This window comes from Pseudoalteromonas sp. NJ631, from assembly GCF_000276645.1.
Classification (GTDB): Bacteria; Pseudomonadota; Gammaproteobacteria; order Enterobacterales; family Alteromonadaceae; genus Pseudoalteromonas; species Pseudoalteromonas piscicida.
Genome location: NZ_AKXJ01000005.1, coordinates 184,730 through 198,229 on the forward strand (window position 1 = coordinate 184,730; position 13,500 = coordinate 198,229).

The window sequence follows — 13,500 nt, forward strand, 5'->3', positions numbered from 1 at the left end:
GATTGTTACATAAAGATAGAACAGGAATAGTGGTGCCACAAATCAATGCACTATCAAGGGTGAAAAGCCGTTATTGCACTTTGATTTACAATGTAAAACTTATGACATTCGTCATCATCACAGAGTCACAAATATCTGCTAGGATAGGTTCGCAAGAGAATAAAGGAATAATACCTGCGGAGCAGGTTTTTAGCGGAGTAAGTAGATGTCGGCGTTTTTTCGCTATCCGACGGCTTGGTTGGTAACAACTATTTTCACTTGGTTAGCCGTTGCAATACCAAGTTTAATTTATGCTCAGCAAAAAGCACAATGGCTGCCTTGGGTACAGCATATCGGTGTTTTGATCCTCGTACTTTTATGTATCAATGAATCCGAAAAATACTATGGCTACAAGGTTAGATATTCAATGCTGTTTGTATTGGCGCTTTTGATCCAGTCAATTAACCTTACCTCCCCCGCTGCAATTCATCTCATTTACAACGTAAAACTCGTTGGGATCCTTGCTTTTTATGTTCCTTTAAGTTTTGCGCTTGGGTACATCCTAGTTACCTCTTGCTTGTATGTTGCGTCGCAATACTTTTTTTGGGGACATGGCTTTGAATATCTCAACGCTGTGTTATTTGCCTGTTTTCAGTTATTTGCGTACGTAGTGTGTAAAAGAATGCAAAAAGAACAAGAAGCCAAAGAAGCGCTACAACTCGCCCACAGCCAGCTATCTGCAACGCAATCTCTGTTAAGCCAAAGTATTGCTAAACAAGAGCGGCTTCAATTAGCACGAGAGTTACATGACGACGTTGGACATCAAATAACCAGTCTAATTGTAAATTTAGATGTCGCAAGACGAACTGCGGCTGCACCATTAACCGAGCTATTAGATAGCTGTTATTTGCAAGCTAAAGACACCCTAAAATGTATTCGCGATTTAGTCAGCGACAAGCGTAGCAACGAGCATATCGATCTCCATGATGCATTGCTGAGGCTCACTGAATCTATCCCTCGTCTTAACATTGAACTCGACTATGAACATCACCCGTTACTCGAGAAACTAAGTTATGCCAATTGCATCCTAAAATGCTGCCAAGAAGCCATCACCAATACCTTGAAGCACGCCAAGGCGGATAAAATGCAAGTACGAGTGTATTGTCAACAAGGACTAAAAGTACAAATAAGCGACAACGGCATTACCTTAAATAGTATTCGATTTGGAAATGGTCTGGCTGGTATGCAGGAACGGATCCAAGAACTCGGCGGCAGTCTTGATGTGTCAACTCATCAAGGCGTAACATTAACTATCCATTTTGGGACGACAAATGGCTAAAATATCAGTTTACCTAGTCGATGATCAGGCGCTTGTGCGCCAGGGTATGCAAGCACTGCTTTCGCTAAGTGGTGACATTGTTTGTTCTGGAAGTTGTGGCAGCGGCAGTGAGTTCATCCAACAGGTTCAATTAAACCAAATTACAGCTGACATTGTGCTTTTAGATATGCGAATGCCTGAGCTAGATGGTGTCGATGTACTCACCGAGCTTTTGCCTTTGGCAATCAACTTTAAAGTCATAATCCTCACTACCTTCAACGACACTGCAAAGCTAAAATTAGCACTTGAGCTTGGTGCTAAAGGCTGTCTTCTTAAGGACGTGGACTTAGAAGAGTTAATTGATGCCGTTCGACAAGTCCATCAAGGTGAACTCATCATCCAAGATGAGCTTGCTGAGACCTTACTAAAACCTGACCCCACTTTAGATAAGCTCACCACACGAGAAAAGGATATTTTAAAACTAATCGCGAAAGGGTATTCCAATAAGGAAATCGCCAATACTTTATATAAAGCGGAAGGTACCATCCGTAACTCGGTTTCTTGCTTGCTCGCAAAACTACAGGTACGAGACAGAACACAAGCAACACTAAAAGCTAAAGCGCTCGGCTTCGGGGATTGATATTGCTACACTGCCATATCGCCATTTGCGGAGCCGTTTTTGAACAACCCAAATTTACCACTAGTTTATCACGCTAATTACTCATTCAATTTTGATCCAAAGCACCGCTTCGTGATGAGTAAATTTGCACGTTTATACCAAGAAGTAGATGCATTAGGGCTCATTCACAACAATGTTTATAGCCCAGAACCCGGCAACCCATCGCCACTAGAAAGCGTGCACTGCGAGCAATATGTTTGGGACTTATGGCGTAATCAACTCGGCGCTAAAATGATGCGCCGTATAGGTCTACCTTGGTCAGAGCAGCTTATGGCACGTACTTTTACTGCGCCTCTTGGAACGCTAAAAACTGCAGAACTTGCGCTTAAACACGGTATTGCATGCCATTTAGCCGGTGGCACGCACCACGCACATTATGATTTTGGCTCTGGTTTTTGCATGGTAAACGATCTCGCCTTTACGGCCACACATCTGCTCGAAAATAATCAAATCACCAATGCCCTCATTTTTGACTTGGATGTTCATCAAGGCGACGGCACTGCCGCTATGCTAAAGCACAACCCGTATGTTTATACCTGCTCAATCCACTGCGAGAAAAACTTTCCGTTTCGTAAACATGCTAGCGATTTAGATATTGGCTTAGAAGTAGGGATCAGTGACACACACTACCTAGAAATAGTCGCACATACGCTTGAGTCATTATTGGTTGATCTAAATCCAGATATTGTGCTTTACGACGCTGGTGTCGATGTTTGGCAAGGTGATAACTTAGGTAAATTGGATATCTCATGGCTTGGCATTGCGAAACGAGATGCACTGGTGCTGACCTTATGCCAAAAGCATGGTGTCTCTGTCGCGACCGTAATTGGTGGCGGATACGATAAAGATCACCAAAGATTAGCAAAGCGCCACGCGATTGTAGTGCAACAAGCTGCAAAACTTTAAAAAATGATGATCTTTTTATATTGTGCATTCGTTTATCATTATGAAGGGTTTGATTGGTGTAACACCTTTAGTTAATTTCCCCTTCTCCATGGCACTGATTAGGCGCACCGTGTGGTGCGCTTTTCCTTTTACTCTCTTGAAAAAAACACTTTAATTAATATTTAAAAAACATTTAATTTACACACTCGACTCTCCCTGTTAATGTACCCACTTCGCTAACTAAAACAAGGAATTAGTATGAAAACCAAACTTGCGATAATCGCTTCATTATTTGCTGCGAACTCTGCATACGCTACTGTGGAGTTGTACTCAGGTGCGAATAACTGTGCTTTAGACACCAAACTAGAAGCAGCTGCTTTCACTAAACATGCGAATGCAGTTGGTAACTTAGAGGCGTTAACACAAAAACACGGTGAACAAGCGGGCGCCACGGGAAATGGCTACTTTATTTTCAATCCTGCCTACTTAAGAACAGAGCGTTACTTCAACTGTAGCGTGCCGCTAAATGCCAATATTGGCCAATTTACGCTAACCGTTCATGGAACAACTAAAGGACTAACTGGTACTAATGCTTTCTGTTTGATTTCAAAAATTCGTAAAGTGAGCGACGGCGGTATAGATAAATGGTTCAAGTTTAGAGAGACAGGTAAAGGTTTCGATTGGACTGATATATCTGATCCAAACGTAGCAGAAGAGCAATTTGTTAGCTACACCACAATGTTAGACAATAACTACGAAAGTGGCGCTGTTTTGGACTTCAAGTGCAGAACAACGTGGGATAAAGGCAGCGTGGCAGTTGGTCAAATTGAGCTTAGCTACTAATATTGATTAGTACCCTAACACTCTGGGCAATCTTTCCCTGAGGATTGCCCATTATGGTCCAACAAATTCTTGATTGTGCTTGGCCAGAGCACGCCTAATTCGGTCTATGAGCATCGGATCTGTATCCTTGCTAAATGCCATACATCCACGCTGCTGACTGGCCTTCGTCACTTCTAAAAGCGGTGTAACTTCATCATCGTTAAGCCCAGCGGTTTTAAGTTCCTCACTCATGATGTATTCCGTTGACATTACAAGGTCTATCCGCCCTTTGAAAAAGAGTTTGTAAAAGCTTTTGGAGTCGGCGGCAACAACCAAATGATCTCCTTGAGTAAACCCGTGTTGAATCAAAAAATCATAATAGATATTGCCTTTTACTACTGCAGAAGTGTATTGCTTAGCATCTTCCAATGAAACAACTTGAATATCTTTGCGCGTTTTAAGTTTGAAGAAATACACGCCTACAGGGCGGATCAAAGGACATGCCCATTCGTAGTCAGCTTCACGCTCTGCGGTACGATAAATAGAGTAAATCATTGTATTTGGGCGCTCTTTGGCAATTTTCATTGCTCGTACCCAAGGGTAAACTTTTATCTCGTAGTCAACCTCAGCTGCTGCAAGCACCTCCCTTACCTTTTTTGTTGCTCTCCCAACAACCTCACCTTTTTCATTGGTGAAGTTGTACGGCTTCCACTCTTCGGTTACCACCAGTAGATCTTTTGCAGAGGCACTCAAACTCGTTAAAGAGAGTATAATCAGGCTATAAATCGCTAATTTCATTACATAAGCCAATATTTCTTCTCCGCTTTTTGCAATTCCACCTTAACTCATGCACCATATCAACAATATAAAGTTTCAAGAACATCAATATGAAAAGCATAGTACTATTTATCCTTCTCGTCGCTTGTAGTTTTACTAGCATGGCGAATGAACAAGCAACGTCAAAAAAGCCGACAGAAAACCAACAACAACAGGCTTTATCACAATTGCAAGAACCCATGTATAGGCCCTTAATTGAGCGTTACATTCTTGATGAATTAAGAGCAGTCAGAGAAGATCAAATGCGCTTACGAGCTGATATAGAGAAAAAAATCAGCCACTCTCAGCTAGATACTGCAGATCGCGCAATTACCTACACCACAGATACCATCAATAATGTGCTCTTTTTGATCACAGCAGCTGCGTCTATCTTAGTTGTCGTTGGTTGGACTTCTTTTAGAGATATTAAGAGTAAAGTAGAAGATATCGTTAGCCTGCGCGTTGGCACGATCACCGACGAATATGAAAAGCGCCTTCAGGTTATTGAAGAGAAATTACGCGAACGTTCTGAGGAAATCCTCAATAACCAGAAGAAAATCTCTATAACGAATGAAGTACACTCTCTGTGGATGCGGGCAAATCTTGAGAGTGACATGAATTCTAAAATTGAAATTTACGATGAGATCCTAAATCGCAAACCGGAAGATGTTGAGGCGATTGCCTACAAAGCCGATGCGTTATTAGAGCTTGGTCAAACCAACACTGCAATTGCTTTGTGTAATCAAGCATTAGAAATTGACAGTGACTATGGCTATGCCTATTGGCAGCGCGCGTGTGCTTACTCCATGCTATATAAGCATGCAGATGCGATGGCCGACATCCGTATGGCTTTAGAATATGCGCCTAACTTAAAGAACGAGTTACAACACGAGCCAGCGTTTGCAAGTCTTGCAGATAACCAGAGCTTTAACGAGCTGGTGAATAGTTAAGTTGTTTTAGCAGCTCGATTTGTAATTGTGTAATCACGTCGAGCTGCTTTTTAGAGATAACCAACGGATTTTCAATTTGATGGATTGTAGTCCCCTGCAAATTAAAGTGTTTTTTCAGCTCAACCATCATATTACTATCGTAAAAAAGTGCAGCCAAAGAGCCGTCTGCAAATGCTTGCGCTAAACCATATTCCAGACGTTTATGCAGTTTAATATCGTCTTTACGGACATAGAAGTACACCATTGAAGGGTAGAGTAGCAGGTTTTTCTCACCATAAGTCACTTGCTTGTTATCAAACGCCTTAAGCTCAGGCACTAACTCAATGACACCTCGTGGAAAAATTTTACCGACGCTATTTGCAAGCACTCGATAACTTGCCAACCCATCAACATATTTTTCTACCGTAAAACCCGCTTTTTCAAAAATCTGAACGTCAGGCCAATCCTGCCCTAAGACGACGTTGAACTTTTGTAGCTCAGCTAATGATAATTGCACATTCAGCTTGCCGCTGTCGGCCACGTTCATTGCCAGTGCCCTTATACCAAAGCTGCCAAATGCTATGGGAATGGTCACCGGCTTTGCCTGAGTGTCTCTAGCGGCTGTTGAGACCGTCCAGAATACATCTACATTGTGCTTTAGCAATTCCTTAAATTGTCGTGACTGGTTGATTGGTAAATCAATCGGCTCTATCCAGTACTCGCCATATTGCTCTCGTGACTTATCTAAAGCTAAACGCAAGACTGACAAAAAATATTGGTTCTGCGGTGTGCCATTTTCTTCTGCTGCGTCCACGACCCTAATAACCTTTGGCCCTGCAGAAACAGTATTCGCAGTTACCAGCAGTAATAAACACAAGAGATACATAACAGGAGCCTGCATAGGATCACCAATATTGCTCAACGGTGATATGCCCAGGCTTGGCTCGCCTATGGCGTTCATATCCCATACTTTGCAACTGGGCACTTAGCTCTTTCACCATTCCGGGGTTACCACAGAGCATAAAATGACTATTATTCGGAAACTGCTTATAGCCAAGGTGAGTTAATAATTGCTTGTTTTCTATCAGTTCAGTGACTCGGCCTTGGCAACCGCTCTCAGGTTGTTCCCGTGTAACAAGCGGCACATAAGTAAAGCCGTCTCTTTGTTGTTGCAACTGCTCAAGCTCTTCACGGTAACACAAGTCTGCATTTAGGCGCACACCATGAATAAGGATCACCTGTTTAACCTTCTGCCACACTTCACCTTCTCTGAGCATAGACAAAAATGGGCCAACCGCCGTACCTGTACTTATCATCCAAAGCGTATCGCAAGGTGGTAGTTCATCTAATATAAAAAAGCCGTTTGCTTGGTAAGTTACCTCGAGCTCATCACCGACTTGTAGCTGATGTAAAGGTACAGAAAGGTTGCCGTCGGGCACTTCAACTAACAACACTTCATGAATTGGTTCTGACGGCGGGTTTACAAAAGAATACGCTCGCGCAATGCGCTTATCCCCTTGTTGCAAACTCAATTTAGTATATTGACCCGCCTTAAACGGTGCGATATCCGCTTTAAATTTGATACTGAATAATGTGGGCGTCCAATGTGTGATTTCGACGATTTCTCCTTTTACCCATTGCGACATTATTTCTCCAAAACTCACAAGCCGTATTTATTTAACGATAACATAACCATGGCAAAAAAATTGGCTTTGTCAAAGTTTCGGGCACCAGGTTTTTCCTAATTCAACAGGAAGCGGATCTCTGACGATAATCTGTGAAGTGACTTTCGGCAGCGGCAGATTAAACTTGTCGATATGCGCATTCACCATGGACGCATATCCTGCATTCGCAGCGCCAAGCGAATAGGCTTTCATTGTTGTCGACACGGTTAAGGCTTGTTTGTTTTGCTCTAGCTGTTGTACCAACTCCCGCAACCAACCAAGGTAGTGATGATTATGTTCAATTAGGGCAGGTTCCGCAGCAATATTAGCAAGCGCTTTGTGATAGCTGGAGAAGTCAGAGTTGAGTACGTATATCCCAAGACTATTGATTGACACTTGTTTCACGGCTCTATAGTTGTCATCTTTTGCGTAATGGGTCGCCGCGTTAATAAAATAGCTAAGAGCTTCATCAACCTCTCCTTTTGCAAAGGTTGCATTACCAAGTGCAGTTAACAGCCCTGCTTGCATAAAATTTGGCAACCGTTCTTGATCCACACTTTTTAAAAGGTTATATCCGACAGCTGGCTGACCAATCCGAGTATAGGCAATTGCTATATTCACTTTTAATGCAGACTTGTGCTGGGAGCTGACTGAAGCATTCATAGCACATCGATAATGCCAAATCGCTTGCTCATTTTGATTACGACGACGATAGCCTACACCTATATTAGTCAGAATTTTCGCCTTATCTTGGTCCGCAAAAATCTTGAAGGGTGGTGCTTTAAGCGTATCTAGTGCCTTAATAAAAATGGCGTTATTGAATGTGCTGGCACTTGCTCTAATTGCTTGATAATGAAGTTGATATAAATCTTGAACCGGAAGATCTTCCTGAGCAATCGCGTTTTGGTATACCTTAAGTGCTTCGTCAGGCACGTTTTTGACCAGTGACTCAAACGCATCTAAGTCAACTTCAGCATTCGCCATCAACGCTAAAAAGCCTATAACAAGAATCGTCATCACCCAACACCAGCACTTTACTATTAGAAAAACTCTACCACCTTTATGCAGTTTAAACTAGTCAAGGTTATTTAAGACGGGGCCAGATCAAAAAAAAAGCCGCTTCAAGCGGCTTTTTTGGGTGTGATTCGCGTTGTTTTAGGCGTGTCTCCAAAACTCTGCGATTACGTTACCAAGGAACTTTTTTAAATTGTATTAAATTGACTCTAGCGCTATTTTAACCATTTCATTGAACGTGCTTTGACGCTCTTCTGGCGGCGTTGCTTCACCAGTAATAACATGGTCACTTACTGTGAATAGTGCCATCGCTTTGGCGCCATATTCAGCCGCTACGCCATATAAACCAGCTGTTTCCATATCAACAGCCATGACGCCTAGCTTGTCTAATTCTTTATAAAATTCACCATCGGCTTGATAGAAAGTATCTGTAGTGAAAACATTACCAACTTTTGCTTCAATACCTAAACGGCGAGCAGCGTTTACGCCATTTTCTAACAAACCAAAATCAGCAATTGCAGCGAAGTCATAGCCACGTACACGAGCACGATTCACATTTGAGTCTGTGCTCGCGCCTTGCGCAAAGATCACATCGCGGATCTTGATGTCTTGACTAATACCACCACATGTACCGATGCGGATCAGGTTCTTAACACCAAAGCTAACAATAAGCTCACGAGCGTAGATTGACATAGATGGAATACCCATGCCTGAACCCATGATACTCACTGGCTTACCATTGTAAGTACCAGTAAAACCAAACATGTTGCGAACGTCAGTTACCTGACGAGCATCTTCCAAAAAGTTTTCAGCAATGTATTTTGCTCTTAGTGGATCGCCCGGCATTAATACCGTTTCTGCAAAATCACCTGGCTTTGCGCTAATGTGTGGAGTGCTCATATTGTTTCCTTTAGTTAGGCTTTTATCTCGGCCTTAAAGCCTTCACCGTACTGCGTTGCATCTAAATCAAACCACTGGGCAAGCGTTTGACCTATGTCAGCAAAACTTTGTCTCTCTCCTAACGGAGTATTGTTCATACCTGGTGTATATGCCAATACGGGCACGTACTCTCGCGTATGATCTGTACCTTCAGCAGTTGGGTCGCAACCGTGGTCGGCAGTCACTAAAAGCAAGTCATCAGCTTTTAGTTTGGCAATAATTTCCGGTAAAAATGCGTCAAACTCAGCAAGTGCTTCTGCATATCCCACTGCATTTCTGCGGTGACCAAACTTTTCATCGAAGTCGACTAAGTTGGTGAAAATAAGGCTGTGGTCTGGCGCTGTCTCCATCACTTCGCTTGTCTTCGCTAGCAGATTCAAAAGACCAGGCGCTTTGTGCTTTTGCGTGATCCCTTGATGCGCATAAATATCTGCAATTTTACCAATACTAATTACTTCGCCACCGTCATTGGCTAGCTTATCTAGCACAGTCGGCGAAGGTGGTAATACCGAATAGTCTCGGCGATTACCTGTACGAATAAAGTCGGCACTTGAAGTGCCTATAAATGGCCGCGCAATCACTCGTCCTATATTCATTTCATCAAGCAGTGCCCGTGCGATTTCACATACTTGATAAAGCTTGTCAAGTCCGAACGATTGTTCATGAGCGGCTATTTGAAAGACGCTATCAACTGAGGTGTAACAAATCGGCTTACCGCTTTGCACGTGTTCTTCACCCAGCTGTTCTAAAATCGTTGTGCCCGATGCGTAACAGTTACCCAAAATGCCTGGGATGTCTGCACGTTTGCACAATTCATCTATAAATTCTTGTGGGAAACATGGGTTAGTATTTGGGAAGTAACCCCACTCAAACAATACTGGCACCCCTGCCATTTCCCAGTGGCCAGACGGTGTGTCTTTACCACTCGATAATTCTTTTGCATATCCCCAAGCAGCACTTGGTTCTATGGTTTGCGCCACAGCGCAAGTTTCTTTACCTGCAGCTTCACACGCTGCAATGAGGCCTAGTTTAGAAAGATTAGGTAAGTCTAACGCTTGTCCTTTTTCTTCTTTATACGCCTGCAATAAATGAGCGAGAGTATTAGCGCCTACGTCACCAAACTTTTCTGCGTCCGGTGCTGCGCCAATGCCTAGGCTATCCGCCATTAAAATGATTGCTCTTGCCATAGATACCTCTCTATACTGCTCAGGCTGTTATTTATTCTTAAATACATGGTTACCTTAAGCGTTGGTTACTTTATGTTTGGTTAAAAAAATCGTACAGGACATAAGTCCGCTGTCATAAAATAGTCACAAAATTCACGAAAAGCTGCGATCTTGCTAATTTAGCTCTGTCGCCCTTAAGCGGACATAAGTCCTGTTTTGAGTCCGCCAAACCCGTTAAATTTGCTCATTAAGCGAGGCAAAAGAGATTAATCGTGTCTTTTTTGCTATTGTGATCTTCCAACATAAACAACTGCTGGGTGTGAACTTTAGTGACACGAACTATTATAGCCATAGCTGGCGCATCTGCGTCTGGTAAGTCTCTTTTTAGTCAAACGATCTACAACGAATTAGTGAATGAGCTTGCCTCAGGCACTATCGCGGTAATCGAAGAGGACGCCTATTATAAAGATCAATCGCATTTACCTATAGAGCATCGTACTCAAACGAATTATGATCATCCTGATGCGTTTGAACACGAGTTGTTACGCGAGCATTTAACTAAGCTTCGCCTAGGTGAATCCGTAGAGGTTCCTACCTACGATTACGGACAGCATACACGTAGTGATAAAACCCGAATAGTAAACCCTGCTAAGATACTAATCGTTGAGGGTATATTACTACTGAGCGATCCTGCATTAAGTGAAGAGTTTGATATCAAGGTGTTCATTGATACACCTTTGGATATTTGTTTGCTGCGTCGCATGCAAAGAGATATAGAGCACAGAGGAAGAAGTCTGTCATCTGTGGTAGAACAATATCAGGCGACGGTAAGACCGATGTTTTATCAGTTTATCGAGCCATCCAAGCATAATGCCGACTTGGTTGTGACCCGTGGCGGTATGAATCGCGTTGCGATTGATATTATTAAAAGTAAAATAAAATATTTGCTACAAGAATAACGGGAAATTGGCATGACAACAATTATGAGCTTAGTGGGCATGATGATGCTCCTAGGCGTAGCATTTGCGTGTTCAACAAATCGCAGTGCTATTAATAAGCGTACCGTAGGCGTTGCATTTTTATTGCAAGTCCTTATTGGTGGCTTTGTACTCTTTATTGAAGCGGGCAAAAATGTATTAGCTTCAATGTCTAGCGCGGTTGCCAAAGTGATTAGCTATGCTAATGACGGTATCGGTTTCTTGTTCGGGCCATTAGCCAAACAAGACTCGCTAGGGTTTATCTTTGCGATTCAGGTGTTACCAGTGATCGTGTTCTTCTCAGCACTCGTTGCTGTGTTGTATCACCTTGGTATCATGAACTGGATCATTAAAATTTTAGGTGGTGGCTTGCAAAAGCTGCTACAAACGTCACGACCAGAGTCGCTTTCAGCTACGGCAAATATTTTTGTCGGTCAAACGGAAGCCCCTTTGATCGTAAAACCGTTTATTCCAAAAATGACGCAATCAGAGTTGTTTGCAGTTATGGTTGGCGGTTTGGCGACGGTGGCAGGCTCCGTTATGGCGGGCTATGTGGCGATTGGTGTTGAGCTTAAATATCTCATTGCCGCGAGCTTTATGGCAGCCCCAGGTGGCTTCTTAATGGCAAAAATGATTGTGCCAGAAACCGAGAAGCCACACGAAAATCTATCTGATGTAGATAGTGGTGATGATAAACCAGTAAACGTAATTGATGCTGCAGCATCTGGTGCATCAAGCGGTATGCACTTAGCACTGAACGTAGGTGCGATGCTACTTGCGTTTGTGGCACTTATTGCGCTACTAAACGGTCTACTAGGCAGTATTGGTGGAATTTTTGATTACCCAACACTGACGCTACAAGAAATTTTAGGCTACGTCTTTGCCCCTGTTGCTTGGCTACTTGGGGTACCTTGGTCGGAAGCCGTGACGGCAGGTAGTTTTATCGGCCAAAAATTGGTGGTTAACGAGTTTGTTGCCTACCTAGATTATATGAATTATCGCGATACGTTGAGCACACACACTCAGGCGATTGTCACATTTGCTTTATGTGGATTTGCTAACTTATCGTCGATTGCCATCTTACTAGGCGGACTTGGTGGTATGGCCCCAAGTCGTAGAAAGGATATCGCTCGCCTAGGGCTCAGAGCAGTGTTAGCAGGGTCTATGGCTAACCTCATGAGTGCAGCAATTGCAGGTTTCTTCCTCTCGCTAGCTTAGAAACTTATTGAGATAAGCCGCAGTTGCAAAACAATTGGTTGGTTGCTTTAAGGGGTTAAAGTGACCACACTAACTTGAACGATACTTCACCAAAGGGCCTTTTAGGCCCTTTTATCGTTTCTGAGAAACGCTTTTTTGACAGCACCATGTTAAGTGACCAGCACCTCTCACCTACAGCTCCTTCATCGCTTTTGGTGGAAATATCTTTTCTTGTAACCCAGTTACTAGGCTGACTCCAAGCAAGACTAAAATACTGCCAAGGATTGTGTTAGCACCGATTTGCTCTTGCAAAAAGAGATGCCCCCATAAAATCCCAAACACTGGAATTAAAAAGGTAACGGATAAAGCAGACGCAGCGCCAAGATTCTCGACTAATTTAAAATAGAGAATATAGGCAAAACCCGTGCATAATATGCCAAGTCCAACTACTGCACTTATCACTGTAGAGTCAGGCGTTTCTCTCATTGGCATAAACCAAATAAAAGGCAATACCAATAGGGCAGAGCCCCATAAGTTACCATGGGCATGATTAAATGCGCTCATTTTTGGTGCCGTTTTGGTGTAATGAGAGGCCACTGCATAGCTCAGAGTCGCACACAGCGTTGCAATAATAGGTAACCATGCACCTTCGTTCAATACGGTGCTATCCAACCCAACTAGCGTGATAACACCTGCAATCCCAAATCCACAACCTAGCCACACCGACTTTTGAGTCGGCACTTTTAGCCAAAACACACTGATTAACACACCCCAAAATGGCGCGGTTGAATTTAAAATTGAGAGCATAGAAGCATCAAGCGTTTGCACTGCATAAGCAAATAACATAAAAGGTAACGCTGAGTTAAACAGTCCGAGGATTAAAAAGTGCTTTTTGTACTGCCAAAAATGTAAATTGCGCTTTAATACTAAAGCAACCGCGGCGAGCGTTAGCGCACCAAATAAGACTCTAAATTCAATGAGTACAGCAGGACCAAGGACACCGGCAGCCACCTTCATAAATAAAAATGAGCCACCCCAAATTGCGGCAAGTAACACTAAACCAAGAAACCCTTTCACTCCATACTCCAAGGTTAATATTAATGAAGCTTTACCTT

14 protein-coding genes are annotated in these 13,500 nt (G+C 42.9%); 7 read left to right on the forward strand and 7 right to left on the reverse strand.

Annotated features, from left to right (window positions below):
- Positions 1–205 precede the first annotated feature (205 nt).
- The 4 genes from A587_RS0111120 (at position 206) to A587_RS0111135 (ending at position 3,704) form a co-directional block, all read left to right on the forward strand.
- Positions 206–1,318, forward strand: coding sequence for a sensor histidine kinase (locus A587_RS0111120; protein WP_017217650.1), 1,113 nt, complete (start codon positions 206–208; stop codon positions 1,316–1,318).
- Positions 1,311–1,937, forward strand: a complete 627-nt coding sequence (locus tag A587_RS0111125; RefSeq protein WP_010369923.1) for a response regulator — start codon at positions 1,311–1,313, stop codon at positions 1,935–1,937. Before A587_RS0111120 ends, A587_RS0111125 begins: the two co-directional genes overlap by 8 nt.
- Before the next feature lie 39 nt (positions 1,938–1,976).
- Complete coding sequence (locus A587_RS0111130) at positions 1,977–2,882, forward strand: histone deacetylase family protein (protein ID WP_017217651.1); 906 nt, start codon at positions 1,977–1,979, stop codon at positions 2,880–2,882.
- A gap of 237 nt (positions 2,883–3,119) precedes the next feature.
- Positions 3,120–3,704, forward strand: coding sequence for a hypothetical protein (locus A587_RS0111135; protein WP_010369929.1), 585 nt, complete (start codon positions 3,120–3,122; stop codon positions 3,702–3,704).
- A 51-nt stretch (positions 3,705–3,755) separates the two neighbouring features.
- Here the strand turns inward: A587_RS0111135 and A587_RS0111140 are convergent, their stop codons facing one another.
- Positions 3,756–4,481: a substrate-binding periplasmic protein gene (locus tag A587_RS0111140; protein WP_017217652.1), complete on the reverse strand. Its 726-nt coding sequence runs from the start codon at positions 4,479–4,481 to the stop codon at positions 3,756–3,758.
- Between the two features lie 140 nt (positions 4,482–4,621).
- On the opposite strand from A587_RS0111140, the gene A587_RS0111145 reads away from it, so the two are divergent.
- The gene (locus tag A587_RS0111145; protein ID WP_021032582.1) at positions 4,622–5,449 is read left to right on the forward strand and encodes a TPR end-of-group domain-containing protein; all 828 of its coding nucleotides are present in this window, start codon (positions 4,622–4,624) and stop codon (positions 5,447–5,449) included.
- Here the strand turns inward: A587_RS0111145 and A587_RS0111150 are convergent.
- The 5 genes from A587_RS0111150 to A587_RS0111170 form a co-directional block, all read right to left on the reverse strand.
- Positions 5,427–6,389 carry a hypothetical protein gene (locus tag A587_RS0111150; RefSeq protein WP_232288052.1) on the reverse strand — a complete coding sequence of 321 codons (963 nt, stop codon included), beginning with the start codon at positions 6,387–6,389 and terminating at the stop codon, positions 5,427–5,429. The two genes, A587_RS0111145 and A587_RS0111150, sit on opposite strands and share 23 nt — an antisense overlap.
- A complete protein-coding gene (locus A587_RS0111155) occupies positions 6,334–7,074 on the reverse strand; it encodes a ferredoxin--NADP reductase (protein WP_017217654.1) in 741 nt (246 codons plus the stop codon). Before A587_RS0111155 ends, A587_RS0111150 begins: the two co-directional genes overlap by 56 nt.
- A 69-nt stretch (positions 7,075–7,143) precedes the next feature.
- On the reverse strand, positions 7,144–8,109 hold the full coding sequence (locus tag A587_RS0111160) for a hypothetical protein (RefSeq protein WP_017217655.1): 966 nt from the start codon (positions 8,107–8,109) through the stop codon (positions 7,144–7,146).
- A 195-nt stretch (positions 8,110–8,304) separates the two neighbouring features.
- Entirely contained in the window at positions 8,305–9,006 is a 702-nt protein-coding gene (gene deoD, locus A587_RS0111165) for a purine-nucleoside phosphorylase (RefSeq protein ID WP_010369942.1), read from the reverse strand.
- 14 nt (positions 9,007–9,020) lie between these two features.
- The gene (locus tag A587_RS0111170; protein WP_017217656.1) at positions 9,021–10,232 is read right to left on the reverse strand and encodes a phosphopentomutase; all 1,212 of its coding nucleotides are present in this window, start codon (positions 10,230–10,232) and stop codon (positions 9,021–9,023) included.
- Positions 10,233–10,540: 308 nt separating this feature from the next.
- On the opposite strand from A587_RS0111170, the gene udk reads away from it, so the two are divergent.
- Positions 10,541–11,170, forward strand: a complete 630-nt coding sequence (gene udk / locus A587_RS0111175) for a uridine kinase (RefSeq protein WP_010603723.1) — start codon at positions 10,541–10,543, stop codon at positions 11,168–11,170.
- Positions 11,171–11,182: 12 nt separating this feature from the next.
- On the forward strand, positions 11,183–12,406 hold the full coding sequence (locus A587_RS0111180) for a NupC/NupG family nucleoside CNT transporter (RefSeq protein WP_010369948.1): 1,224 nt from the start codon (positions 11,183–11,185) through the stop codon (positions 12,404–12,406).
- A 171-nt stretch (positions 12,407–12,577) separates the two neighbouring features.
- Here the strand turns inward: A587_RS0111180 and A587_RS0111185 are convergent, their stop codons facing one another.
- Positions 12,578–13,462, reverse strand: coding sequence for a DMT family transporter (locus tag A587_RS0111185; RefSeq protein WP_017217657.1), 885 nt, complete (start codon positions 13,460–13,462; stop codon positions 12,578–12,580).
- Positions 13,463–13,500: the final 38 nt, after the last annotated feature.